Annotated in this window: 22 protein-coding genes and 1 tRNA gene; 10 read left to right on the top strand and 13 right to left on the bottom strand. The window is 67.4% G+C overall.

Annotation, left to right across the window (positions count from 1 at the left end):
- Window positions 1-56: 56 nt before the first annotated feature.
- The 7 genes from HGB51_RS03450 to hutI form a co-directional block, all read right to left on the bottom strand.
- Complete coding sequence (locus HGB51_RS03450; RefSeq protein ID WP_070206367.1) at window positions 57-473, bottom strand: EF-hand domain-containing protein; 417 nt, start codon at window positions 471-473, stop codon at window positions 57-59.
- 140 nt (window positions 474-613) lie between these two features.
- On the bottom strand, window positions 614-2,731 hold the full coding sequence (locus tag HGB51_RS03445; RefSeq protein WP_070206366.1) for a TonB-dependent receptor family protein: 2,118 nt from the start codon (window positions 2,729-2,731) through the stop codon (window positions 614-616).
- Between the two features lie 117 nt (window positions 2,732-2,848).
- Window positions 2,849-4,885 carry a TonB-dependent receptor gene (locus tag HGB51_RS03440; RefSeq protein WP_216666706.1) on the bottom strand — a complete coding sequence of 679 codons (2,037 nt, stop codon included), beginning with the start codon at window positions 4,883-4,885 and terminating at the stop codon, window positions 2,849-2,851.
- Between the two features lie 153 nt (window positions 4,886-5,038).
- Entirely contained in the window at window positions 5,039-6,703 is a 1,665-nt protein-coding gene (gene hutU / locus HGB51_RS03435; RefSeq protein WP_070206365.1) for a urocanate hydratase, read from the bottom strand.
- Entirely contained in the window at window positions 6,700-7,548 is an 849-nt protein-coding gene (gene hutG / locus HGB51_RS03430) for an N-formylglutamate deformylase (protein WP_070206364.1), read from the bottom strand. Before hutG ends, hutU begins: the two co-directional genes overlap by 4 nt.
- Window positions 7,545-9,086: a histidine ammonia-lyase gene (hutH, locus tag HGB51_RS03425; protein ID WP_070206363.1), complete on the bottom strand. Its 1,542-nt coding sequence runs from the start codon at window positions 9,084-9,086 to the stop codon at window positions 7,545-7,547. The genes hutG and hutH overlap by 4 nt, the downstream gene beginning before the upstream one ends.
- A 23-nt stretch (window positions 9,087-9,109) precedes the next feature.
- Window positions 9,110-10,309, bottom strand: coding sequence for an imidazolonepropionase (hutI, locus tag HGB51_RS03420; RefSeq protein ID WP_070206362.1), 1,200 nt, complete (start codon window positions 10,307-10,309; stop codon window positions 9,110-9,112).
- A 63-nt stretch (window positions 10,310-10,372) separates the two neighbouring features.
- Between hutI and HGB51_RS03415 the strand changes: the two genes are divergently transcribed.
- Together HGB51_RS03415 and hutC are read left to right on the top strand one after the other, a co-directional pair.
- Entirely contained in the window at window positions 10,373-11,755 is a 1,383-nt protein-coding gene (locus HGB51_RS03415) for a formimidoylglutamate deiminase (protein ID WP_070206361.1), read from the top strand.
- Window positions 11,756-11,776: 21 nt separating this feature from the next.
- Window positions 11,777-12,505, top strand: a complete 729-nt coding sequence (hutC, locus tag HGB51_RS03410; RefSeq protein WP_070206360.1) for a histidine utilization transcriptional repressor HutC — start codon at window positions 11,777-11,779, stop codon at window positions 12,503-12,505.
- 3 nt (window positions 12,506-12,508) lie between these two features.
- Here hutC and HGB51_RS03405 read toward each other — a convergent pair whose 3' ends face one another.
- The 3 genes from HGB51_RS03405 to HGB51_RS03395 form a co-directional block, all read right to left on the bottom strand.
- Window positions 12,509-13,549: a restriction endonuclease gene (locus tag HGB51_RS03405; protein WP_070206359.1), complete on the bottom strand. Its 1,041-nt coding sequence runs from the start codon at window positions 13,547-13,549 to the stop codon at window positions 12,509-12,511.
- 248 nt (window positions 13,550-13,797) lie between these two features.
- Entirely contained in the window at window positions 13,798-14,289 is a 492-nt protein-coding gene (locus HGB51_RS03400) for a phasin family protein (RefSeq protein WP_070206358.1), read from the bottom strand.
- An 87-nt stretch (window positions 14,290-14,376) separates the two neighbouring features.
- Window positions 14,377-14,652 carry a polyhydroxyalkanoic acid system family protein gene (locus HGB51_RS03395; protein WP_070206357.1) on the bottom strand — a complete coding sequence of 92 codons (276 nt, stop codon included), beginning with the start codon at window positions 14,650-14,652 and terminating at the stop codon, window positions 14,377-14,379.
- 54 nt (window positions 14,653-14,706) lie between these two features.
- On the opposite strand from HGB51_RS03395, the gene HGB51_RS03390 reads away from it, so the two are divergent.
- The 4 genes from HGB51_RS03390 to aroA all read left to right on the top strand — a co-directional run bounded on the left by HGB51_RS03390 (window position 14,707) and on the right by aroA (window position 19,271).
- Entirely contained in the window at window positions 14,707-15,543 is an 837-nt protein-coding gene (locus tag HGB51_RS03390) for an FHA domain-containing protein (RefSeq protein ID WP_425505370.1), read from the top strand.
- A gap of 97 nt (window positions 15,544-15,640) precedes the next feature.
- Complete coding sequence (gene serC, locus HGB51_RS03385; protein WP_070206355.1) at window positions 15,641-16,726, top strand: 3-phosphoserine/phosphohydroxythreonine transaminase; 1,086 nt, start codon at window positions 15,641-15,643, stop codon at window positions 16,724-16,726.
- Between the two features lie 42 nt (window positions 16,727-16,768).
- Window positions 16,769-17,929: a prephenate dehydratase gene (gene pheA, locus HGB51_RS03380; protein WP_070206354.1), complete on the top strand. Its 1,161-nt coding sequence runs from the start codon at window positions 16,769-16,771 to the stop codon at window positions 17,927-17,929.
- Between the two features lie 34 nt (window positions 17,930-17,963).
- On the top strand, window positions 17,964-19,271 hold the full coding sequence (gene aroA / locus HGB51_RS03375; protein ID WP_070206353.1) for a 3-phosphoshikimate 1-carboxyvinyltransferase: 1,308 nt from the start codon (window positions 17,964-17,966) through the stop codon (window positions 19,269-19,271).
- Window positions 19,272-19,330: 59 nt separating this feature from the next.
- On the opposite strand, the gene HGB51_RS03370 is transcribed toward aroA, so the two are convergent.
- Both HGB51_RS03370 and HGB51_RS03365 read right to left on the bottom strand, forming a co-directional pair.
- Window positions 19,331-19,909, bottom strand: coding sequence for an energy transducer TonB (locus tag HGB51_RS03370; RefSeq protein WP_070206352.1), 579 nt, complete (start codon window positions 19,907-19,909; stop codon window positions 19,331-19,333).
- A 147-nt stretch (window positions 19,910-20,056) separates the two neighbouring features.
- Complete coding sequence (locus HGB51_RS03365) at window positions 20,057-20,689, bottom strand: energy transducer TonB (RefSeq protein WP_070206412.1); 633 nt, start codon at window positions 20,687-20,689, stop codon at window positions 20,057-20,059.
- A 115-nt stretch (window positions 20,690-20,804) separates the two neighbouring features.
- Here HGB51_RS03365 and serS point away from each other — a divergent pair, with 115 nt between their 5' ends.
- Window positions 20,805-22,085: a serine--tRNA ligase gene (serS, locus tag HGB51_RS03360; RefSeq protein ID WP_070206351.1), complete on the top strand. Its 1,281-nt coding sequence runs from the start codon at window positions 20,805-20,807 to the stop codon at window positions 22,083-22,085.
- Window positions 22,086-22,199: 114 nt separating this feature from the next.
- On the opposite strand, the gene HGB51_RS03355 is transcribed toward serS, so the two are convergent.
- Window positions 22,200-22,787, bottom strand: a complete 588-nt coding sequence (locus tag HGB51_RS03355) for an FMN-dependent NADH-azoreductase (protein WP_070206350.1) — start codon at window positions 22,785-22,787, stop codon at window positions 22,200-22,202.
- A 124-nt stretch (window positions 22,788-22,911) separates the two neighbouring features.
- On the opposite strand from HGB51_RS03355, the gene HGB51_RS03350 reads away from it, so the two are divergent.
- From HGB51_RS03350 to HGB51_RS03340, 3 genes are all read left to right on the top strand, one after another.
- On the top strand, window positions 22,912-23,904 hold the full coding sequence (locus tag HGB51_RS03350; protein ID WP_068854691.1) for a LysR family transcriptional regulator: 993 nt from the start codon (window positions 22,912-22,914) through the stop codon (window positions 23,902-23,904).
- Window positions 23,905-24,066: 162 nt separating this feature from the next.
- Window positions 24,067-24,156: transfer RNA gene (locus HGB51_RS03345), tRNA-Ser, on the top strand.
- An 83-nt stretch (window positions 24,157-24,239) separates the two neighbouring features.
- The gene (locus tag HGB51_RS03340; RefSeq protein WP_070206349.1) at window positions 24,240-25,709 is read left to right on the top strand and encodes a site-specific integrase; all 1,470 of its coding nucleotides are present in this window, start codon (window positions 24,240-24,242) and stop codon (window positions 25,707-25,709) included.
- The last annotated feature ends 5 nt before the right edge of the window (window positions 25,710-25,714 follow it).

Below are 25,714 nucleotides of genomic sequence, written 5' to 3'. Positions count from 1 at the left end.
CGGCGTCGGGGTTGATCCAGGTCAAGCCCCTTCCACCTTGTTGCCGGGACAGTGGCTCAGGGCCGCCAGAACCCGGACTGGAATTCAGCGAAGGTCAGGTTGTTGTCGTGGTCCACGTCCAGCGACTGGAAGCGCATGTCAGCCACGCGCGACACCTCTTCTTCGGTGAGCTCGCCATCGCCGTTCAGATCGGCCACCCGGATCCGGTCGGCCGCGGTGAGCTGGCCATCGCGGTCCGGGCCCACCACCTCCTGGATATCCTCGACGGTGACCTTGTAGTTGCGGTCCCCATCCAGCAGCCGGAACAGCGCCGCCCCGTCGTACTCGTCATCGCTGACTCGTCCATCGCCGTTCTTGTCGAGGGCGGCAAAACGCTGCGCGGCGGTATCGCCGACCTTCTGCGCCTGGGCGCTGGCAGCAACGCCGAGGCAGAGCAACAGGGAGCAGGCGAGGGTAGAGGCGAGCTGGTTCACGGGAAGCTCCGCAAGGCGGCCAAGGAAGCCCCAGTCTCCACCAGCCCACCGCGCCCCACACCCGTATTTCTACTGACACACGTACGCTGGGCTAACCCCAAACGTACGCAGGACTCACGCGTAGTGACACGCCACGCGTGTCAGAACCGCCAGCGCACCCCGCCATAAACCCCACGCCCATCCCCCGGCGTGGACCGCGCCACATCCTTCCCACCATCGTTGTACCCCGGCGTCACCGTAGCCGCGTAATGCTTGTCGCCCAGGTTCCGCATCTCCACCCAAGCCTGCCAACGCCCACCCGGCGCATCGAACCCCACCCGCGTACCGAAGATCAGATGACTGTCCGCACGGAAGCTGTTGGCATAGTCGACAAACATCGACGACGCGTACTCGGTATTGAGCGCCGCATAAAACCCGCCCGGATGATCGAAGCGCAGCTCGCCCTGGTAGTAGTGGCGCGGCAGGCCCGGCAGCCGGTTGTCGCCAAAGCGCGCATCGTGGCGGTAACGGAAGTCGCTGAAGGTATACGCCTGGCGCAGCGACAGGCGACCCTCGCCGCCCTCCCACAGCGTGCTGTCCAGCCCGGCCTCGATGCCACGGTGCACGGTCGGGCTGGCATTGTTCTCGGCCACGAACAGGTTCGGTACCGGCGCCACCTCCACGCTGAGCAGCTCGTGCCGCACCTGCGCGTAGTACCCGGTCAGTTCCCAGCGACCCAACATGCTGTCGCCACGCGCACCCAGTTCCAGCGTGGTCGCGGTCTGGTTCTGCAGGTCCACCGGCGCGCGCTGGCGACCGCTGGAGGCGCCGTTACCCGGTGCGAAATACAGATTGCTGCCCCAGATCATCGACCACGGATGCGCCGGTTCCACCGAACGGCTCAGGTTGCCGAACCACTGGGTCGCGGCGGTCTGCTGCCAGGTGAAGCCCAGCCGAGGTGCGTAATCCCACTCGCTGCCGCGCAGCCGCTCCGGCGTGGCCGGCCATGTGACCTGCACGTCCTTGCGCGTGTTGATCAGCGCCAGCCCGGTCTGCACGCGCAGGCGCTCGTCTACCGCCAGCTCGTTGCTAACGTGCAGCGAGCTGTTGGTGCCGTGGTGCGAGAAGTCGCGCGTGTGGGTACCGGCCGGGTAGCCATTGCTCGGGAAGCGCAGCGTTTCGCGCACGTCCGCATCCAGGTCGTGGGTCACGCGCAGCCCCACCGTGGTCACGCTGTCGCGGCCGAACAGCGCATGCGCGCGCCGGTAGTCGAGCGTGGCATTGAGGTTGGTGTAGTCCAGCTGCTGCCGGTACAGGCTCTCGTTGAGGTCCATCGGGTAGTGGTGGTACACCAGCCCGGCCTGCAGCGAGGAATCGGCATCGATCTGCAGCGTGGTCATGTTGCCGAGCCAGGTGCTGCCCGGCTGCGGGCGGCGCGCATCGATGGCCAGGTTGGCCGGGTTGGCGGCGCGCGGATCGTTGCGGATCTGCTCGCGGGTCAGGCGCCCGGGCGTTTCGTGGTTGGTCTCGCGGTAACGCAGGAAGAAGCGCGTTTCCAGCTGCGGGTTGATCTGCCAGCCCACGTTCGCCATCGCTCCCTTGCCGTCGCCGGCGGCGTGCTGCTGGTAGCCGTCGTACTCGGTATCGGTATAGGCCAGGTAGTAGTCGACGCTGCCGGCGATCCCGCCGTAGCCCACGCTGCGCTTCTGGTAACCGCGGCTGCCGGCCTCGTACTGCAGCTCCAGCCCGGCCGCATCGCGACCGCTGCGGCTGACGTAGTTGATCGCACCGCCCAGCGCCAGCGCGCCGCGTTCGAACCCATTGGCCCCGCGCAGCACCTCCGCGCGGCTCAGCCACAGCGGTTCCAGCAGTTCGTAGGGCGTGCCGCCCGGGCCGGTCAGCGGCAGGCCATCCAGCGACACAGAAATGCCGGAGGCGTGTGCACCCGGGCCCCGGTTGATGCCGGAGCCACGAATCGACACCTTGGTGCCCTCATTGCCGGGCGACTGCGCGCTGATACCGGGCTGGTAGGCCAGCACGTCGGCGGTACCGGCCAGGCGGCCGTCGGCCTGGGCCAGGTCGATCACGTTGCCGGCGCCCGGAACGCGCTTGAGCGCGGCGCGGGCCTGGTCGGCGTCGCTGGCGGCGGTCACCCTGACCGCGTCGAGCGTCGTGGGTGCATCGGCCGGGGCGGCCTGCGCGGTGGCCGTCAGGGCGAGGCACAGGGCCAGGGGCAGGGGAGACAGGGTGGGGCGGTACAACGAACGAAGAACAGGCATGCGTCTGGAACCAGTACGGAGCGGGCAGCGGCAGGCACGACGACCTGTAAACCGCGTTGAGGGCGCGAAAGTTAACAGGTTGCGCGCCCGCCGTCACCCGTAGGGTGCGTACGGAGATTAGAAACGGTACGTCAACCGTACGCGGATCGTTCTGGGTTCGAACACGTGGAAATGAAGATCCTCCACGCCCTCATCCGGCTCGCCAGGCAGGCGCGAGGCGTAGTAGTAGTCGATATCGTGGTCGTTCGAATCGAACAGGTTGAGCACATCCAGCTCCACACCCCAGTTCTTCCAGCGCTTCCCGACCGCAAGGTTGGCGATGGTGGCGCCGTCTGATTCGACACTGACGTCCTCAATCAGCGGATACGCCCCCAGGTAACGAACGCGCAGGCTGGAGTGCCACCCGTCTCCCCATTCTGCATTCCAGCCTGCCGACACCACCCACGGCACCGCGCCGGGAATGGCGTCTCCTGCAGGGTCGTGGTCCGAGAAGCGGGCATCGGTGTAGGCGGCTTCCAGCTCCAGGTTCCACTGCCGCTGCGCGAACCAGTAAGCCGTGAGCTCGGCCCCTTTGCGCTTGCTGGGTCGCGTCGCTTCAGTGTTGCCTGCATCGCCCACGAACAGCAGCTCCGAATCCAGCTCCAGCTGCCACAGCGCCAGCGTGGTCTGGAACCGCTCGGCCTGGAACCAGCGCACGCCCAGTTCGCTGCCGCGCGAACGCACCAGTGGCGTTACCGGGTCGGCCGCTTCGCCGGACACCGGGTCCAGCCGCAGCGTTGTACCGCGCGCATCGTTGGAATGGAAGCCTTGTCCCCAGCTGGCATACAGCTCGACCGGTTCGGCCACGCGCCAGGCCAGCCCGGCCTTGGCCGAGGTGATGCTGTCGTTGGCGTCGCCGCTGTTTTCCGGCTGCAGCGCATCCACCTCGAAGTCGTAGTGGTCGCGGCGCAGGCCGCCGTTGATGCGCAGCGTGTCGGTCAGGCGATACGACCCACCCAGCCAGCCGCCGAGGCTGCGTTCGTCGACCCGATCATTGCGGATGTAGTCGAGCATCCGGCGCTCGACGGTGCGGGCAAGCCCCACCGCACCGATGTCATCGCGGCGACCTTCCAGGCCGGCCTGCAGCGTCCAGCGGTCACCCTCCCACTGCTGGTCCGCACGAAACCCCGTGACGGTGCGATTATCGAACTGGCGGAACTGATCTCCGCTGTCCGGATCATCCAGGAAGTAGGTGAAGTTGGACCACAGCGACAGGCCGTAGTCGATCCAGTACGCACTGACCCGCGTCTCACCGCCCAGCCATCGACCCTGCCAGCCGGCCGACAGCGAATGGCGGCGCGAATCGCCACCCAGCGTGGTGTCGATGGACCCGCGCTCGGTGATCAGCCCCTCCGCCACCGCACGCGCTGGAATCTGATCCGGCGAGTTCCAGCGATTGTCATAGGCCATGAGCAGCGCATGCGCCTGCCCATTACCCAGCGGCGCGGACACGCGCAGCATCGCGTTCTTCTTGTCGACGTCCTCGTCGATATCGTCCCACTGCCCATCGTAACCCTGCACCTCCAGTGCACCGGTCACGGTCACCCTGCCGAACGTGCCACTGTCGGCGGCCACCACGCGGCGATAGCCGCCCTGGCCGGCCTCCAGCTGCAGCAACCCGCGCGGCATGCCGTCGGCCAGCACGTAACGCGCCGAGCCCGCGGACGAGAAGTCGCCCACGTCGACGTAATACGGACCCTTGCGATAGCTGAGCGCGTCGACCAGCTCCGGGATGATGAAGTTGAGGTCCGAATAGCCCTGGCCGTGGCCGTGACTGCGCAGGTTGATCGGCATGTCCTCGAGGTACTGCGCGAAGTCGGTGCCGTGGTCCAGGTTGAACCCGCGCAGGAAATACTGGTTTGCCTTGCCCGAACCGGAGTGCTGGGTCGCGGCGACGCCGGGGATGAACTCGGCCATGTCACCGGGACGCAGTCGCGGTCGCCGCTCGAGCTCCTGGCGGTCCAGGCTGCCTTCCGAGGCGGTGGTGGCGACGCCCAGCAGGTTCTGCTGGCGTCCCACCACGGTGATGCGGTCCAGCGTGACCGGGTCGGTGGACGCCGCTGGAGGTTCGGCCCCAAAGGCGCAGGGCGGGCCCAGCAGCAGTGCATGGAGCACACCCACGTTTCGAACGCGTCGCCCGGCCATCCGCACCTCCTGTTGCAGGAATGGTGAAGAGGCTAAGGCGCGTGGGTCAGTCCGGCGTGAACCCCACGGCCAGGACGACCGTGGGGTGGTGGTGATGTCGGATTCCGGACAGCGGATCGTGCCTCAAAGAATGCCCGGCAGGTCCAACCCCTTTTCCTTCGCACATTCGATAGCGATCTCATACCCGGCGTCCGCATGCCGCATCACCCCGGTGGCCGGGTCGTTCCACAGCACGCGCGCGATGCGCTTGGCGGCCGCTTCGGTGCCGTCGCACACGATCACCATGCCGGCGTGCTGCGAGAAGCCCATGCCGACGCCGCCGCCGTGGTGCAGCGACACCCAGGTCGCGCCGCTGGCGGTGTTGAGCAGGGCGTTGAGCAGCGGCCAGTCCGAGACCGCGTCCGAGCCGTCGGCCATCGCTTCGGTTTCGCGGTTGGGCGAGGCCACGCTGCCGCTGTCCAGGTGGTCGCGGCCGATCACCACCGGTGCCTTCAGCTCACCGTTGGCGACCATCTCGTTGAACGCCAGGCCCAGCCGGTCGCGGTCGCCCAGGCCGACCCAGCAGATGCGCGCCGGCAGGCCCTGGAACTTGATCTTCTCGGCCGCCATGTCCAGCCAGCGGTGCAGGTGCGGGTTGTCCGGAATCAGTTCCTTGACCTTGGCATCGGTCTTGGCGATGTCTTCCGGATCGCCACTGAGCGCAGCCCAGCGGAACGGGCCGATGCCGCGGCAGAACAGCGGACGGATGTAGGCCGGCACGAAGCCGGGGAAGTCGAACGCATTGGCCACGCCTTCTTCCAGCGCCATCTGGCGCAGGTTGTTGCCGTAGTCCACGGTCGGCACGCCGAGCGCATGGAAACCGAGCATGGCCAGCACGTGGTTGGCCATCGAGGCACGCGCCGCCTTTTCCACTTCCTTCGGCGCGGAAACGCGCTTCTCGTCCCACTCTTCCACGGTCCAGTCCTGCGGCAGGTAGCCGTTGACCGGGTCATGTGCGGAGGTCTGGTCGGTCAGCAGGTCCGGCTTGACCCCGCGCAGCAGCAGTTCATCCAGCACGTCGGCCACGTTGCCGAGCAGGCCAACCGACAGCGGCTTCTTCGCCGTGCACGATTCCTCGATCAGGCGCAGGGCCTCGTCCAGGTTGTCGGTCCAGGTGTCCAGGTAGCCGGTGCGCAGGCGCATTTCGATGCTGCTCTTGCGGCATTCCACCGCCAGGCACGAAGCACCCGCCATCACCGCAGCCAGCGGCTGCGCGCCGCCCATGCCACCCAGGCCGCCGGTGAACAACCACTTGCCGGCCAGGCTGCCGTTGTAGTGCTGGCGACCCATTTCCACAAACGTCTCGTAAGTGCCCTGCACGATGCCCTGCGCGCCGATGTAGATCCAGCTGCCGGCGGTCATCTGGCCGTACATGGCCAGGCCCTTCTTATCCAGCTCGTTGAAGTGGTCCCAGTTGGCCCAGCGCGGCACCAGGTTGGAATTGGCGATCAGCACGCGCGGCGCGTCGGCATGGGTGCGGAACACGCCGACCGGCTTGCCCGACTGCACCAGCAGGGTCTGGTCGTCTTCAAGACGGGTCAGGGTTTCCACGATCGCGTCATAGCTTTCCCAGTCGCGCGCGGCGCGGCCGATGCCGCCGTACACCACCAGTTCCTGCGGGCGCTCGGCCACGTCCGGGTGCAGGTTGTTCATCAGCATCCGCAGCGGCGCTTCGGTCAGCCAGCTCTTGGCGGTGAGCGTGGTGCCGGTGGGGGCGATGATGATGCGGGTGGAATCGTGACAGCTCATGCAGCACTCCGGGAGTTCGCGAATTCAAGGCAGGCGTTGAGCACCTGCTGCAGGGTCTGGCGCAGCGGTGCAGCGTGGTCGGGGTCGAGCGGGGTGGGCCAGCTGTGCACGTCTACCAATTCGGGCTCGTGCATGTAGCCGCGGCAGGCCAGCTCCATCTGCAGGCTGTGTACGCCGCCGGGAATGTCGCTGTAGTGGCGGGTGATCCAGCCACCCTTGAAGCGGCCGTTGCGCACGTGGCTCATGCCGCTGATCCGGCAGAGGTTCTCCACCACATCGCTCAGTGCGTTGTCGCACGAGGTGTCCGGCGTGCCGGACGGACCGGCCGTGCCCAGGTTGAACTGCGGCAGCTCACCGTCGAACAGGTGCGGAATATGCGAACGGATCGAATGCGCGTCGTACACCACCACCGTGCCGTGGCGCTGGCGCAGCCGTGCGATCTGCGCGGTGAGCGCGTCGTGGTACGGCGCGAACCAGGTATCGCGACGCTGGGCGATCGCCGCCGCATCCGGCTCGCGGCCGGGATGGTGCAGCGGCTGGTTGTCGAAGGTGGTCAGCGGGCATAGTCCGGTGGTGTTCTGGCCGGGATACAGCGAGACCCCGCTGGGGTCGCGGTTGAGGTCGATCACCGAGCGCGAGATCGCTGAACGGACCGTGGTCGCCCCGATCCGCTGCGCGAAGTCGTACAGCTCATGCACCCACCAGTCCGCGTCGCGGCGGGCCAGCCACGGCGACACGAAGTCGCCAGCCAGCGCGTCGGGCAGCTCGGTGCCGGTGTGCGGGAAGCTGACGATCAGCGGTGCATCGCCTTCGTGCACCTGCAGCCAGTCCGGGTGGGCGTTCATGCCAGCGGCTCCACCTGTGGCAGCACCTCGGCCAGCCCTTCGGCCAGCGCGCCGCTGCGCACCAGCGCCGTGGCGGCGACCATATCCGGGTGGAAGTAACGGTCGTCCTGCAGGGTCGGCACCTGCGCGCGCAGGCGCTGGCGCACTGCTTCCAGCGCATCGCTGGAGCGCAGCCCGGTGTGGAAGTCGCAGCCCTGCGCGGCGGCGAGCAGTTCGATGCCCACTACATTCGCCGCGTTCTCGGCCATCTGCAGCAGGCGGCGCGCGCCGTGCGCGGCCATCGACACATGATCTTCCTGGTTGGCCGAGGTGGGAATGGAATCCACGCTGGCCGGGTAGGCGCGCTGCTTGTTTTCCGAGACCAGCGCCGCAGCGGTGACCTGCGGAATCATGAAGCCGGAATTCAGGCCCGGCTTCGGAGTCAGGAACGCGGGCAGGCCGGACAGCGCCGGGTCCACCAGCATCGCGGTGCGGCGTTCGCTGATCGAGCCGATCTCGCACACCGCCATGGCCAGCATGTCGGCGGCGAAGGCCACTGGTTCGGCGTGGAAGTTGCCGCCGCTGAGTGCTTCGTTGGTGTCGGTGAACACCAGCGGGTTGTCGGACACGCCGTTGGCTTCGATCACCAGCGTGGTCGCGGCCTGGCGCATCACATCGAACGCCGCGCCCATCACCTGCGGCTGGCAACGCAGGCAGTACGGGTCCTGCACGCGCACGTCGTTGTCGCGGTGCGACTCGCGGATCGCCGAGCCCTGCATCAATGTGCGCAGTGCCGCCGCCGTGGCGATCTGGCCGCGCTGGCCGCGGATGCTGTGGATGCGCGGGTCGAACGGCGTGTCCGAACCCTTGGCCGCTTCCACCGACAGCGCGCCGGTGACCAGTGCGGCCTGGAACACGGTGCCGATCTCGAACAGCCCGGCCAGTGCATAGGCGGTGGAGTACTGGGTGCCGTTGAGCAGGGCCAGGCCTTCCTTCGCACCCAGCACCAGCGGGGCCAGCCCGCAGCGCGCCAGCGCGTCGGCCGCAGGGACGCGTTCACCGCCGACGAAGGCTTCGCCGACGCCGATCATCACGCTGGCAAGGTGCGACAGCGGGGCGAGGTCGCCCGAGGCACCCACCGAGCCCTGGCACGGAATCACCGGCACCAGGTCGTGCTGCAGGAACGCCTCCAGCAGCGCCAGCGTGGCCGGGCGGATGCCCGACGCGCCCTGCGCCAGGCTGGTCAGCTTCAGCGCCATCATCAAGCGCACCACCGGCGCCGGCATCGGCTCACCCACGCCGGCCGCATGCGAAAGCACGATATTGCGCTGCAGGGTTTCCAGGTCGTCGCGCTCGATGCGCACGCTTGCCAGCTTGCCGAAGCCGGTATTGATGCCGTACACCGGCTCGCCCTTGGCGACGATGTCGGCCACGGTCTGCGCACTGCGCTGCACCGCCTCGGCCGAGGCCGGGTCCAGGCGCACGTGCGCGCCGTCGTAGATCGCGCGCCAGTGCGCCAGCGTCACCGCGCCGGGCTGCAGGGTCAGGGTCTTGCTCATGGAATCTCCGGGCATCTCTAAGGTCAGACGGATACGCCGCGCATCACGCGCGCGTGCAGGGGGTTGAAGCCCATGCGGTAGACAAGGTCGGCAGGCGCCTCGATGTCCCACACGGCCAGGTTGCAGTCCAGGCCCACGGCCAGCCGGCCGATGCGCGCCTGTCGGCCGAGCGCACGCGCCGCTTCACGGGTGAAGCCGGCAATGCACTCGTCCACGGTCATGCGGAACAGGGTGGCGGCCATGTTCATCGCCAGCAGCGGGCTGGTCAGCGGCGAGGTGCCGGGGTTGCTGTCGGTCGCCAACGCCAGCGGCACGCCGGCCGCGCGCAGGGCGGCGATCGGGGGCAGGGTGGTGTCGCGGGTGAAATAGAACGCGCCCGGCAGCAGCACCGCCACGGTGCCGGCCGCGCGCATCGCGGCAATGCCGTCGTCGTCGAGGTGTTCGATATGGTCGGCCGAGAGCGCACCATGCCGCGCCGCCAACGCCGCGCCATGCTGGTTGCTGAGCTGTTCGGCGTGGATCTTCACTGCCAGCCCGTTCGCCTGCGCGGCGGTGAACACCTGTTCGGCCTGCGCGGCACTGAAGGCGATGTTCTCGCAGAACACGTCCACCGCTTCGGCCAGGCCCTGCGCCGCCACCGCCGGAATCATCACGTTGCACACTTCGTCGATGTACTCCTGCGCCTCGCGGCCGGGGGGTACCGCATGCGCGCCGAGGAAGGTGGGCACGATCTCCACTGCGCGCTGCCGCGCCAGTTCGGCGGCCACGCGCAGCTGCTTGCTTTCATCCTCAAGCGTCAGCCCGTAACCGGATTTGACTTCAACGGTGGTGATGCCTTCGGCCAGCATCGCGTCCAGCCGCGGCAGGCTCGCCGCGAGCAGCTCGGCCTCACTGGCGTCACGGGTGGCGCGCACGGTGCTGACGATGCCGCCGCCGGCGCGGGCGATATCGGCATAGCTCACGCCCTGCAGGCGCTGTTCGAATTCGTTGGCGCGGTTCCCGGCGTAGACCAGGTGGGTATGGCAGTCGACCAGCCCGGGGCTGATCCAGCGGCCGCCGCAGTCCACCCGCTGCGCCGGCTGCAGGTGCGCCTCCGAACCTGCTGGGCCCACATGCACGATGCGGCCGTTGGTGGCCGCGATCACCCCGTCGCGGATCACGCCCAGGCCGGGGCCGTCGACGGTGATCAGATGGGCGTGGGTCCAGAGGGTGTCACAGTGCATGGCAGCAACCACAGCGGCTTATATGTCTATACAATATAGGCGCCACTTCCGGGATGTCCAGTGATGCCAGCCAACCCCGCACCCGTCCTCGCGTTCCACGCCGACCACGCCCTGTTGCCGCAGGGCTGGGCGCGCAATGTGCGCATCGTCTGCGCCGGCGGCAGCGTGCAGTCGGTGGCGGCTGACGTGGCCGCGCAGCCCGGCGACACCGCCTTGGCGATCGCGCTGCCCGGACTGGGCAACCTGCACAGCCACGCCTTCCAGCGCGGCATGGCCGGGCTGACCGAGATCGGCGGACGCAGCGGCGATAGCTTCTGGAGCTGGCGCGAGCTGATGTACCGCTTCCTGGCCCACCTGCAGCCCGAGGCAGTGCAGGCCATCGCCGAACAAGCCTACGTGGAGATGCTCGAATCGGGCTTCACCCGCGTGGGCGAATTCCATTACCTGCACCACGCGCCGGACGGCACCCCGTATGCGGACCGCGCCGAAATGGCCGCGCGCATCGCCGCCGCCGCACAGGGCAGTGGCATCGGCCTGACCCTGCTGCCGGTGTTCTACGCGCATGCCGATTTCGGCGGCGCACCGCCGAACCCGGCGCAGCGCCGCCTGCTGCACGACGTGGACGGCTTCGCCCAGCTGCTGGACGGTTGCCGCCAGGCGCTGCGTGGCCAGGACGACGCGGTGCTGGGCATCGCCCCGCACAGCCTGCGTGCGGTCACCGGCGAGGAGTTGTCGGCGCTGCTGCCGCTCAACAACGGCCCGGTGCACATCCACATTGCCGAGCAGACCCGCGAGGTCGACGCCTGCGTGGCCTGGAGCGGGCTGCGCCCGGTGCGCTGGCTGTACGAGCACGCCGCCGTCGACGAACGCTGGTGCTTGGTGCACGCCACCCACGTGGACGACGACGAAGTGCAGCGCATGCTGGCCAGTCGCGCGGTGGTGGGCCTGTGCCCGATCACCGAAGCCAACCTGGGCGATGGCTTGTTCCCGATGCAGGCGTTCGCGCGGGGCGGTGGACGCTTCGGCGTGGGCTCGGATTCCAATGTGCTGATCGACGCCGCCGAAGAGCTGCGCTTGCTCGAATACGGGCAGCGCCTGCAGCTGCGCGGGCGCAATGTGCTGGCCCCGCAGGAAGGCGTGTCCACCGGGCGCTGGCTGTTCGAGCAGTCGCTGCACGGCGCCGCGCAGGCGCTGGGCGTGGGCTGCGGCCTGCAGGCGGGTGCGCCGGCCGACGTGGTCGAACTGGACCCGCAGCACCCGGCCATGGTTGCGCGCGACGGCGACGCCTTGCTTGACAGCTGGGTGTTCGCCGCCCGTAATGGCGCCGTTCGATCGGTCTGGCGCGGGGGGCGCGAGCTGGTCCGGCACGGTCGCCACCTGCAGCGCGACGCCGTGGCCGCGCGTTTTGCCCAGGCCCTGCGCGGCGTATTGAACGCCGCGAACTGACATGCATTCCAGGACTTCCGAGTGACGGGCAAGAAAGCCGAGACCCTCAACCAGCGTATCCGTGCCGATCTGGAAAGCCGCATCCTCAGCGGGGAATGGGCGCCGGGCTTCCGCATTCCGTACGAGCACGAGCTGATGGAGCTGTACGGCTGCTCGCGGATGACGGTCAACAAGGTGCTCACCGCACTGGCCGAGAGCGGCATGATCGAGCGTCGCCGTCGCGCCGGCTCGTTCGTGGCGCGGCAGCCGCCGCATCTGGAACAGGTGGCGCTCGAAATTCCCGACATCGCGATGGCGGTCGGCGCGCGTGGCCATGCGTACGGTTACCAGCTGCTGGAGCGCGCCTATCGCGCGCCGAACCCGGCGGCCAGCGAAGAAGTGGCGCTCTCGGGCGAGCAGAAGCTGCTCGCGATCCGCTGCCTGCACCGTGCCGATGGCCGGCCGCTGGCGCTGGAGCACCGGCTGATCAGCCCGGTCGGCGTGCCTGAAGTGCTGGAGGTGGATTTCACCACCACCGCGCCGGGCAGCTGGCTGCTGCAGAACGTGTCCTGGACCCGTGCCCAGCACCGGATCAGCGCCTGGGGCGCCGATGCGGCGGCCGCCGCGTTGCTGGAGGTCAAGCCCGGCACCGCCTGCCTGGTCATCGACCGCCTCACCTGGCGCGGCGAACAGCCGATCACCTGCGTACGCCAGATGTTCCTGGGCGACGCCTGGGACCTGGTAGCGAAGTTCGCGCCCGGCGCGCGCTGACGGTTACGAGGTGGCGCACTGGCGCCAGCGCACCGGTTCGTCGGTGCCCAGGCGCGGGTTCAACTGGATGCGCACCGTGCGCAGCGCCGGATAACGCTTCAGCTGGTGGCAGATCTGCGGCCAGATCTCGTCGATCTCGGCCGAGCGGTTCACCGCCAGCGTCTGCCGGGTCTGCCAGAACGCATTGAGCACGCCGGTCTGCTGGCCCACCAGCGCGGAGAGCTCGCGCTGGTAACGCGCCAGCGTCTCTGGGTCCGGATCGGCCACGGTGCCGAGGATGCTGTTGGGGTTGTCGCCTGGGGCGACCGGCGCCGGCGCAGGCTTTTCAGCTTCCGGCCGGGCAGGGGTGACCTCTGCGGCCACCGACGTCGCCGCATCCGGCGCAACCGGCGCAGGCGTAGTGGTACCAGCGGGGGCCGCAGCGGTTGGCGTCTCATCCTGGTCCAACCGCGAGGTCAGATACCCCATGCCCACGATCAGCCCCAGCGTCAGCGAGCCCAGCGCGGCGATCGAAATCCGCCGCACCGCCTCGCGCCGCGCCTCGTTCTTGACCCGGCTTTCCACGTCGCCCGGCAGGTAGGGCTGCAGCATCGGCCACAGCAGGGTGCCGTCCAGCACCTCCACGCTCTGCTTGTCGGCGGTGGCGCGGCCGTCGCGCTCGATCCGGCCCTCGGTGATCAGGATCCCGCCGCGGGCACCGGCCAGGCGCGCCGCCGCCCCCAACTCGTTCACCGCCGCCGTGCCGATCCGGTAGGCCCGGCCATGCTTGCACGACACCAGGAAGCGCTGGTGCTTGGCGTCCTGCATCAGAAAGTCGCTGCTCGGCTCACGGCTGTCGTCGGGCTCGCCGGTGATGTCCTGCAGCCCGCGCTGCTCGTGCAGGGCGCGCCGGACGATCTCGGAGAAATCCCGCCAGTGCATGCCGGCCAAGGCATTGAGTCCCAGCTTGGTCTCCTTCCGGCGGCGTTTCACCAGCCAGAAGTAGGCAGCGGCGAGGGACCAGACAGCGACAGCCAGCAGGAGAGCCAGAATCCAGGAGAACATGGGGCCTAGAGATGAACACGGAGATGCAGACGACAGTTTATATGCGCTTGCCGCCGTCTGCGGGATGTCGTTTTCGCCAAAAAGAGGTGGCGGTCTCAGACCCGGCTGACCGAAGTCTCAGTTTGGCCCCCGAAACGCCGGGCACAAAAAACCCGCCAGTCCTATGCCGTGAGGGGAGGGAACAAACGGCGCGGAAGCACTGGCGGGTCGGTTTCGATTGTCAACAAAGCTGTGCTGCTTTGCAACAATCAGGCATCGGAGGTGGGCGACTGGTGGCTGCCCGGCAACGGGTCCGCATTGGGCGACGCATTTCGCGCTTCAGCCCGGTTGAGGCGGGTGGTCAGCGCCTCGATCCGGGCATTGAGCGCCGCGACGTCCTCGGCAGTCGGGATGTTCAGGCGCTTGAGCACACCCTGGACCCGGTCGTCGAAGGCCTTCTCGACCTTGTCCCAGGTACCGGACGCTTTCTCGCGGGCCTCGCCCAGGTGTTCTTCGACGTTGTCGCGCCAGCGCGGGGCATCCCCGGCCTGCTCACGGTTGCGTGCGTCGATGGTCTCGCCTTCGCGGACCAGGTTCTCGAAAACGCGGCTGCCTTCCGCTTGGGCGCGTCCAAACGCGCCAAGCCCGGCCAGCCAGATCTGCTGGGCCGAGTCGGTCAATTTGCGGGAAAAACGCTCGGCCTGGTCCTGCATCGAGGGCTTTTCGCCGGTGCGGTCATCGTAGTCGTCGTGTGCGTTCATGGGGCGATCCTGTGAGTGGCCACCCCCGGATCCTACCCAGCGCTTCGATTGCGCGGCGTGACGGCGCGGCCGGGCCGCGCCTGCGGTTCAGCCCAGCTTTTCGCGCAGTGCATTCCGGATCTGGTCTTCGACCATGCCTTTCATCATCGACACCGGGAAGCCCAGGTCGGCCACGACATGCACGTTGCCCGGCAGCAGCTCGATCAGGCCCTCGACGCCGGAGCCGTTGAACTTCAGCGCATCGCCGGCCCAGCTGGCGGTCACGCCGTACTTCTCGGTGAGCCTGGCCACCATGCCCTCCACGGCCGTGCGAACTGCCTCGGCGGGCAGGGCGTGGGCGTGGGTGATATCGATCTTGGACATGGCGGGCTCCTGGCAGGCGGTTGCGGCAAACGGGCGTGCATTGTGCACACTTCTATCCTCCCTGACATCCAACCTGCTAGGCTGCGCCGCGTGCAGAACCTGCTTGTTCACTTCACCCATCGCCAACACCCCGACCAGCCCTTGAAGCCGGGGGTGCAGCGCATCGTGCGCCACGCCTCGGGCGGCGTGCGCCTCGGCGGTGACGCCGCCGGCACCCTGCTGCTGGCCCAGTTCTGCCTGGACGACCGCGGCCTGTGGCTGCAGGTGGCGTCGGGCATGCGCGGCATCCACGTCAACGGCCGGCCGGTGCGGCGGATGGCGCTGCTGCGCCCCGGCGACGCGGTCTATGCCGACGGCGTGGAAATGGTGGTGCAGGGCGAATGCGAAGTGCTCAACCACGCCCCGTCGCGCAGCGATGACGGCGGCGACGACCAGCGCCTGCTGCGCGGGGTCGGCGGCCAGCACCACGGCCGCAGCTTCACCCTGGACCGTCCGCGCGTGATCGGGCGCGGGCTCGAATCGGACATCGTCATCGACGACCCGGCCTTCGCCGAACAGCACGCACGGATCGAACGGCACGGCGACCGCCTGCTGCTGCGCGACCTGGGCGCCGGCGAATCCACCCGCGTCAATGGCGTCAGCGTGCGCCACTGCTGGCTGCAGCCCGGCGACCAGCTGGTCTTCGACGCGCAGCATCGGTTCGTGCTGGAAGTGCCGCACGACGGACGCAAGCGCGTGGCCAGCGACGAAGAAGAAGCACTGCTCGACCTGCCCAGCGCGGTTGAAGCGCCGGCCAAGCCGCCGCGGGTCAGCCGCTGGCCCTGGCTGCTGGGCAGCGCATTGCTGCTGGCCGGCCTGCTCAGCCTGCTGCTGTGGTTCGGCGCGCGCTGAGCCGATAGATTCAAAAGCAACCAATTTCGCCTTGTGCAGCAAGGCCTAAAGGCTGGTGCGCTGCGGCATACTAGGGGTCTTGCCCCATAGGTGTGACATGACGCGCGCGTTCAATTTCAGTGCCGGCCCTGCAACCCTGCCGGAATCGGTCCTGCGCCAGGCGCAGGCGGAAATGTTGGAATGGAACGGCGCTGGCGCCTCCATTGTGGAAATGAGCCACCGCGGCCCGGAGTTCATGGCCGTGGCCGCCGAGGCCGACGCCGACCTGCGCCGCCTGATCGGCATTCCCGACGACTACGCCGTGCTGTTCCTGGCCGGTGGCGCCACCACCCAGCAGGCGCTGCTGGCCCTGAACTTCGCCAGCCCCGGGCAGACCGTGGACTACGTGCTCACCGGGCATTGGGGCAAGACCGCGATCAAGCAGGTCAGCCCCTACGTGCGGGTCAACGTGGCCGCCAGCAGCGAGGCCAACGGCTTCCACGACATCCCGCCGCGCGACCAGTGGCAGTTGTCCGACGATGCCGCCTACGTGCACATCACTGCCAACGAAACCATCCACGGCGTCGAGTTCCGTGACACCCCGGACGTGGGCAGCGTGCCCCTGTTCGCCGATTTCAGCTCCTCCATCGCCAGCGAGCCGCTGGACGTCTCGCGCTACGGCCTGATCTACGCCGGCGCACAGAAGAACCTCGGCCCGGTCGGGGTCTCGGTGGTGATCGTGCGCCGCGACCTGCTCGAACGCAGCGGCCAGCCGCGCGCGGACATCTTCGATTACCGCTCGCACGTGGCCCGCGACTCCATGCTCAACACCCCGCCGACCTGGAACTGGTACCTGGCCGGCCTGGTGTTCAAGTGGATGCTGGCCGAAGGCGGCGTGGAAGAGTTCGCTCGCCGCAACGCGGCCAAGTCCGCGCTGGTCTACAACGCCATCGACGCTTCCGGCGGTTTCTACCGCAACGAGGTGGTGCCGGCGGCGCGGTCGCGCATGAACATTCCGTTCTTCCTGCCCGACGAAACGCTCACCGCGCGGTTCGTCAGTGAATCCAAGGCGGCCGGCCTGCTGGCGCTGAAGGGCCACAAGGCGGTCGGCGGCATCCGTGCCTCGCTGTACAACGCACTGCCGGTGGAAGGCGCGCAGGCGCTGGCCGCCTTCATGCGCGATTTCCAACAGCGCAACGGCTGACGCTTTCGTACGACGTACTCGTTTCAAATCTGGATAACCCCCATGGCCACCAAACCCGCCAAGCCCAAGGCACCCGCCGCCAAACCGAAGAGCAAAAAGGCCGACGCCGTTCCCGCCGTCGCCGCCCCGGTGCTCTCCGACGTGCGTGCCAAGATCGACCACATCGACCGCAGCATCCAGGCGCTGATCGCCGAGCGCGCGCAGTTCGCCCACCAGGTCGGCAAGGCCAAGGGCAAGCTCGCGGCCGCCGTCGACTACTACCGCCCCGAGCGCGAAGCGCAGGTGCTGCGCATGGTGGTAGATCGCAACGAAGGCCCGCTCAGCGACGAAGTGCTGGTGCACGTGTTCCGCGAAATCATGTCCGCCTGCCTGGCCCAGCAGGAGCCGCTGAAGATCGGCTACCTCGGCCCGGAAGGCACCTTCAGCCAGCAGGCCGTGCTCAAGCACTTCGGCCGCTCGGCGCTGGGCCTGCCGCTGGCAAGCATTGAAGAAGTGTTCCAGGAAGTGGAAGCGGGCAACGCCGATTTCGGAGTGGTGCCGGTGGAAAACTCGGGGCAGGGCACCATCCAGATCACCCTGGACATGTTCCTCACCTCCAACCTGAAGATCTGCGGCGAAGTCGAACTGCGCGTGCAGCAGTACCTGATGTCGCGCAGCGGCCGGTTGGAAGACGTCGAGCGCGTGTACGGCCACCCGCAGTCGTTCATGCAGACCTCCTCGTGGCTGCGCGCCAACCTGCCGAAGGCGGAAAAGGTGCCGGTCTCCAGCAACGCCGAAGGCGCGCGCCGTGCGCGCAATGCCGACGACGCGGCCGCCATTGGCGGCGAGAGTGCAGGGCACGTGTACGGCCTGAAGAAGGTCGTTACCAAGCCGATCCAGAACGACGCCGACAACACCACCCGCTTCCTGGTCATCGGCCGCCAGTTCTTCCCGACCTCCGGCCACGACCGCACCTCGGTGCTGGTGTTCATCCACGACAAGCCCGGCGCGCTGTTCGACGTGCTCAGCCCGTTCGCGCGCCACGGCATCAGCATGAACCGCATCGAATCGCGGCCCTCGCACAACGCCAAGTGGGAATACGGCTTCTTCATCGACCTGGCCGGCCACATCGACGACGAAGCGATGCAGGCCGCGCTGGCCGAGCTCAAGGCGCACTCGGCACAGATCAAGGTGCTGGGTTCCTACCCGGTTGCCGTGCCCTGATCCCACCGTTCTTCCGCTTTTACAGGATTCACCGATGACCGCTTCCGCTTCCTGGATCGCCCGCAAGGGGCAGCCCCTGCAGGGCACCCTGACCATTCCCGGCGACAAGTCCGTTTCGCACCGCGCGGTGATGTTCGCCGCCTTGGCCGACGGCGTTTCGCACATCGACGGCTTCCTCGAAGGCGAAGACACCCGCGCCACCGCCGCGATCTTCTCGCAGCTGGGCGTGCGCATCGAAACCCCGTCGCCCTCGCAGCGCATCGTGCACGGCGTCGGCGTGGACGGCCTGCAGGCGCCCAGCGCGCCGCTGGACTGCGGCAATGCCGGCACCGGCATGCGCCTGCTTTCCGGCCTGCTGGCCGCGCAGCCGTTCGATTCGGTGCTGGTCGGCGACGAATCGCTGTCCGGCCGCCCGATGCGCCGCGTCACCGGCCCGCTCGCCCAGATGGGCGCCAAGATCGACACCGAAGCCGACGGCACCCCGCCGCTGCGCGTGCATGGCGGCCAGCCGCTGCACGGCATCGACTTCGTGTCGCCGGTCGCCAGTGCCCAGGTCAAATCGGCCGTACTGCTGGCCGGGCTGTACGCCCAGGGCGAAACTGCCGTGACCGAACCGCACCCGACCCGCGACTACAGCGAGCGCATGCTGCGCGCGTTCGGCGTGGAGATCGAGTTCTCGCCGGGCAAGGCCCGCCTGCGCGGCGGCCAGCGGCTGCGCGCCACCGACATCGCCGTGCCCGCCGACTTCTCCTCGGCCGCGTTCTTCCTGGTCGCCGCCAGCATCATTCCGGGCTCGGAACTGCGCCTGCGCCAGGTTGGCCTCAACCCCCGCCGCACCGGCCTGCTGGCCGCGCTGCGCCTGATGGGCGCCGACATCCGCGAAGAGAACCACGCCGAGCAGGGCGGGGAGGCCGTAGCCGACCTGGTGGTGCGCCATGCCCCGCTGCACGGCGCCGAGATTCCGGAAGCGCTGGTGCCGGACATGATCGACGAGTTCCCGGCGTTGTTCGTTGCCGCCGCAGCAGCGCAGGGCAACACCGTGGTGCGTGGCGCCGCCGAACTGCGGGTCAAGGAATCCGACCGCCTGGCCGCCATGGCTACCGGCCTGCGCAGCCTGGGCGTGCAGGTGGACGAGACCGACGACGGCGCCACCATCCACGGCGGCCAGACGCTGGGCAGCGGCACCATCGAAAGCCACGGCGACCACCGTATTGCCATGGCGTTCTCGATCGCCGGCCAGTTGAGCAGCGGAGAAGTGCGGATCAACGACATCGCCAACGTAGCGACCTCGTTCCCGAATTTTGATGGGCTCGCGCGCGGCGCAGGTTTCAACCTGGCCTGAAAAAAATGGGAGCCGACCTTTCGGTCGGCTCCCCGGCTCCCCCGCCGTTTTCGATCCGCTTACCGCTCAGCGGTACGGAAATCCACCGGCACGCGCACCACGCTGGCAATGGCGCGGCCATCCTGCATCGCCGGCTCGAACTTCCAGTCACGCACCGTGCTCAGCACCGCACGGTCCAGATCGCGGTCACGACCGCCGGTGCGCTGCACGATATTGGCATCGGTCACCTGGCCACGCGTATCCACGTTGAGGCTGGCGATCACGCTGCCTTCCACACCGCTACGCAGTGCCGTACGCGGGTACACCGGCTTGGCATTGCTGCTCAGCGGACGCGCATCGCGATCACGCACGGCCGGGGCAGCACGTCGCTGCGTGGTCGCCGGAGCCGCCTGACGCGTAGCCGGTGCCGGGGTGGTCGCAACCGGGGTCTCGGTCGCCGGCAGCATGCGCTCGCCCACCGGCGCGGTCGCGGTGTCATCCGGGCTGGCATAACGCAGCCAGACCAACGCCGCGGCGAACATCGCAACAATCAGCGCAATCCACAGCACCGGCGAGGTACGCCGACGCTCGGTCGCATCAATGACGTCGCGCTGGTGCTGCGGCGAACTGGGCATCTCATGGGTATGGGTAACACTCATGGTGAACTCCTGGTGTCGATGTGACGACGCCAGTGTTGCCCGGGTCCGGTTGAAGATGTGTCACCGAAGCGTCAACGCCGCGAGTGCATTCCCGTCGGGGTTCATCATCATGAGTCACGCCTATACGCAGGCGTGACGCGGCCGTGATTACTGCGTTTTGAAATCGAACGGCACTTCAATGCTGCCCTGCACAGGCTGGCCATTGGCCTGCGCCGGCAGGAAGCGCCAGCGGCGCACCGCATCCGTCGCGGCGCGGTCCAGATCGCGCGAGCCGCTGCGCTGGATCACGGTCACGTCCATCGGCACCCCGCTGGGGTCCACGTCCACGCGCACCACCACGCTGCCTTCCACGCCATTGCGCAGCGCGGACGGCGGGTAGGTCGGCGGCGGCGACTGCTCGGCAATCGGCTGCGGGCGGTCACCGGCGGCCATCGCCACCGGCGCGGCATCGGGCGCGGGAGCTGGCGCAGCGGCGGGCGGCGGGGGCGGGGCGGTTTCGACCAGCTGCGGCCGTTCCTCGCCCACCGGCACCGGCTTGGCATCGGGCATGTCGCTGGACCCGGCCGCAGCCGCCAGCGGCTCGGGCAGGGGCTCCACCTCCGCAACCTCCTGCGGGGTCTGGGCCGGCCCGGCCTTGTAGAAGTCGTTGTTGCGGCTGCTCAGCCATACCACCAGGAACAGCAGCAGGCCCACGCCAAAGGCGATGGCGGAGATGAAAAGGCTGCGGCGGGGCAGCTGGAAGGTGATGTTCTTGCCAGACGAGGAACGGGAAGCGGACATGAGCCATACCATGGTGAACCCCCCGATTCTGCCATGGCGGGAATGAACCGCGCGGCAGAAAAGCCGATTACAGGCGATAATCCCCCTCCAGACCCACCAACAGCCCCCAAACGCCATGCTTGATCCAGCCCTGCTTCGCCAACAGCCCGCCGAACTCGCCGAACGCCTGCGCTCTTCGCGCGGTTTCGAGCTGGACGTCTCCGGGCTGGAGTCGCTGGAAGCCGACCGCAAGCGCATCCAGATCCGCACCCAGGAACTGCAGAGCCTGCGCAACAGCCGCTCCAAGGCGATCGGCCAGGCCAAGGCCAAGGGCGAGGACGTCGCCGCGATCATGGCCGAAGTGGCCGCCTTCGCCGACGAACTGAAGGCCTCGGAAGTGGCCCTGGACGAGCTGCGCGAGAAGATCGAAGCCATTTCGATGGGCATCCCCAACGTCCCGGCTGACGATGTTCCGTTCGGCAAGGACGAATCGGAGAACGTCGAGCAGAAGCGCTGGGGCACCCCGCGCAGCTTCGACTTCCCGGTGCTCGACCACGTCGAGCTGGGCGCCCGCAACCACGGCCTGGACGGCGAAGCCGGCGCCAAGCTGTCCGGCTCGCGCTTCACCGTGCTGCGTGGCCCGGTGGCCCGCCTGCACCGCGCCCTGGCCCAGTTCATGCTGGACCTGCACACGAATGAGCACGGCTACGACGAAACCAACGTCCCCGTCCTGGTCAATCCCGAATCGCTGCGCGGCACCAGCCAGCTGCCCAAGTTCGAGGACGACCTGTTCAAGACCGCCGTGGGCGAGTCCACCCGCTACCTGATCCCGACCTCGGAAGTCTCGCTGACCAATATCGTCCGCGACGAGATCATCGACGCCGAGCGCCTGCCGCTCAGCATGACCGCCCACTCGCTGTGCTTCCGCGCCGAAGCCGGCAGCGGCGGCCGCGACGTGCGCGGCATGATCCGCCAGCACCAGTTCGAAAAGGTCGAACTGGTCACCGTGTGCGCCCCCGCCGACAGCGAAGCCGAACACCAGCGCATGACCCGCTGCGCCGAAGTCGTGCTCGAAAAGCTCGGCCTGCCGTACCGCAAGGTGCTGCTGTGCACCGGCGACATGGGCTTCTCCGCGATCAAGACCTACGACCTGGAAGTGTGGCTGCCCTCGCAGGACACCTACCGCGAAATCTCCTCCTGCTCCAACTGCGGCGACTTCCAGGCCCGCCGCATGCAGGCCCGCTGGCGCAACCCGGAAACCGGCAAGCCCGAACTGGTGCACACCCTCAACGGCTCCGGCGTCGCCGTGGGCCGCGCCATGATCGCCGTGATGGAGAACTACCAGAACGCCGACGGCAGCATCACCGTACCGGACGCACTCAAGCCCTACATGGGCGGCCTCGAAAAGATCGCGTAAGCGAAAAAGAAACGGCCCCGCAAACGCGGGGCCGCAGGGTGGGCCGGATTGGGGGAGGGGATCTCCGGCCCGGGCAGGGCGTCCGACGAGGACTCAACGCCTGCCCTGGAACACTCAGGCCTCGGCCAGCTCTTCGAACTCGGCCGCCGGCAGGCTGGCCAACGCGGCCGCAATGGCCTCTTCGCGATGCGTCGGCGAATACGCAATACCTTCAGCGCGAACGAACTCCACGTTGTCGATGCCCATGAAGGCGAACACCTGGCGCAGGAACGGCTCCTGGAAGTCGGCCGGCGAATCGGTGTAGATGCCGCCACGCGAGCTGGCGATGATCACGCGCTTGCCACCGGCCAGGCCCACCGGGCCATTCTCGGTGTACTTGAAGGTGCGCCCAGCCACCGCCACGCGGTCGATCCACGCCTTCAGCGTCGAGGGAATGCTGAAGTTGTACATCGGCGCGCCGATCACGATCACGTCTGCCGCCAGGAACTGCTGCATCACGTCTTCGGCTTCAGTCGCCTCGGCCGCATCGACCTGGGCCAGCGAACCACTACTCAAATGGGGAATGGGATTACGATCAAGATCGCGGTAGGTTACGTCGAGGTGCTCAACGGTCTCATTGAACCGTGCGACGACGGCCGCGGACAGCTGGCGGGACACCGAGTTGTCGCCGAGCACGCTGGCATCAATGTGAAGAAGCTTCATGGCAATCACCTGTATCCGGGAAAGGGCGGTCAAGGCGCCGCCGACGGAGAGCAGGTTAGGTTGTTGCGTCGCTGGGATAAAGGTGGTTGAATACCACGTATTGTTCTATATCTGGAACTTCGGTATGCACGACCTCAACGACCTTTACTACTTTGCCATGGTGGTGGATCACGGCGGCTTCGCTGCTGCCGAACGCGCCTTGGGCATCCCCAAATCCCGCCTGAGCCGGCGCATCAGCCAGCTCGAAACCGACCTCGGCGTACGCCTGCTGCAGCGTTCCACGCGCCGCTTCGCGGTCACCGACGTCGGCACCAGCGTGCACCGGCACGCGCAGACCATGCTCGCCGAAGCGCAGGCCGCCCGCGAAGTCGTGGACCGGCTCAGCGCCGAACCGCGTGGCCTCGTCCGCGCCAGCGTGCCGGTCTCCCTGGCCCAGATGCAGCTGCCCAAGCTGCTGCCCAAGTTCCTGGCCCAGTACCCCAAGGTGCGCCTGCAACTGAACATCAGCAACCGTCGCGTCGACATCATCAATGAAGGTTATGACGTCGCCCTGCGCGTGCGCTCGCGGCTGGACGACGACGGCAGCCTGGTCATGCGCAGCTTCGGCCAGGTGCAGGAACTGCTGGTCGCCAGCCCGAAGTACCTGGACCGCGCCGGCCGTCCGAAAGACCCGGACGAACTGGCCAACCACGTCACCCTGAGCATCAGCGAAGACGAAGCCCGCCAGCGCTGGGAACTGCACGGCCCGGAAGGCGCGGTGCGCCGCGTCGACCTGCAGCCGCGCGTGGCCGGGTTCGACTTCCCGCTGCTGCAGAGCATGGTCAAGGACGGCTTCGGCATCACCATGCTGCCGGAAACCGTCTGCGCCGACGCCGTGCGGAGTGGCGAGCTGGAAGTGGTGCTGCCGGAATGGTCGCTTCCGCAGGGCATCTGCCATGCCGTGTTCGCCTCCCGCCGCGGCCTGCTGCCGGCGGTGCGGGTGTTCATCGACTTCCTGGCCGAACACCTGCCGCCTCAGTTGGAGGCCTCGCGTTTGGACTGCGGTGGGGCGTGTGAGCGGGCGAAGGAGAAGATCCGGGCGAGTGCGCTTGGGGCTTTGGCGGTGGATGCGGGCTGAGGGCCACGGCTTGCTGCGCCAGTGCTGGGCAGAGTCGGTGTGAAAATGCGAGAATGGCGCCCCGGCCGAAGGCTGGGAGCCATACCGGCCAGGGCCGCGCCCTGACCGGAACGCTGCGGTTGCAATGACTGCAGCGGGTAGGTGCGAAAGCTCCACCTATACGGAGAGATGGCCGAGCGGTTTAAGGCACCGGTCTTGAAAACCGGCGAAGGGTAATTCCTTCCGTGGGTTCGAATCCCACTCTCTCCGCCACCTGTATCTAAATCATTGATTTTAAAGTAAAATCGTGATTTTGGCTGGTTGGAAAGCAGGAAGCATGCAGAGGAAACGCTCGCATGCGCATCCCCCACCATATGAGCCGGTCATCTACCGGCCGCTGGTCTTTCGTCCAGCGAGTTCCCGTCGATCTGCAAGCCGTGCTCGACTGCCGGCTGATCAAGCGGACCCTCCGGACCAAGGATTTGGCCCAGGCCCACGTGCGTGCAGTTGTGCTTGCGTCGGGATATGCTCGGCTCTTCGCACAGTTGAAGGATCAACGCGTGGACAAGCTAAGCAAACTGGATGCCGACTTGCTGATTGCTCGCTTGACGAGCGCGGAGAACCTCCAAGAGCTGACGTTGAACCGGAGCCGAGCGCCGGACGGCACGGTCACGGAGACGTGGCAGATAGACAGCCCCAGGGATCTGAAGCTCTACCGCCTAATGATGGAGCTGGACGCGTTGGATGCAGAAAACGCGCGGTCGCATCCCTTGCCGGTTAAGGCGCAGTCCATTCCGACGCCGGCAGCTCGCAGATCGATGGCGTCGGCAGCTAGGCCCGCAATCGAAACGTTGACCCTCGGTAAGGCGCGGGATGCTTTTCTCGCGACGCTCAAGCCTTCTTCGTTGCCTAAGACATTCACGATCAAAAAGACGGCTATCGAGGCGTTAGTTGCCTTCTTGGGCTCGAACGCCAAGGTGCATGCCATCACTCGCTCGGACCTGGCCCGCTGGTATCAAGACATGCGGGAGAAGGGAGCTTCCACTCCGACGCTAACAAACAAGCAAAGCTACATCGGTGGCAAGGGCGGGTTCTTCGAGTGGGCCATGGCATCTGGTTACTACCCGCGGGGCGACAATCCTGCGTCGGGCCACGTGACCTACTCCCAGCGCGAGAAGCGGTCTCGGAAAAAGCTCGGGTTTAAGGCTTACGACCGAGCGCAGATCCATGCCCTGTTTGCACCAGCGGCGCTCGCCAAGATGTCCGAATCGGCCCGCTGGGCCTCGCTCCTTGGACTTTATACGGGCGCCAGGGCGTCCGAAGTGGGGCAGCTACTCCTGAAGGATGTGTTTGAAGAGGATGGCATCCCTTGCATCCGCATCTCCGACGAGGGCGAGCACCAAAAGGTGAAGACTGAGGTGAGCCTCCGCACGGTGCCCCTCCATCCCGAGCTTATCAATATGGGCTTCTTGGAATGGGTCGATGGAAAGCGCAAGGAGGGTCAAGTGAGACTCTTCCCAGCTGCAAAAGCAACGGCAGTGAATGGGCAGGGGAACTGGATTACCAAGGCGTTTAGTCGTCACCTAGCCGACGTGGGGAAGAACTGGGAGCCGGCAAAAAGGGGCTTTCACTCGCTGCGAAAGACATTCATCCAAGAGCTTCAGGGGGCCGGTGTCGTGTCCGAGCTGCGCGCGCAAATGGTTGGTCATGAGCTCGATGATGAGCACCATTCGACCTATAGTCGTGAATTCACAGCGATGGAGAAGCTCAGCGGACTCGGTGCCCATTCGCCGGGCTTGGACTCCCTTGCTTGGGGCTTCCAGTGACATCG

Origin of the sequence: Stenotrophomonas bentonitica, assembly GCF_013185915.1 — a bacterium.
Classification (GTDB): Bacteria; Pseudomonadota; Gammaproteobacteria; order Xanthomonadales; family Xanthomonadaceae; genus Stenotrophomonas; species Stenotrophomonas bentonitica.
Note: the sequence above shows the minus strand (reverse complement) of the source record. Positions and strands in the feature narration are given on the sequence as shown.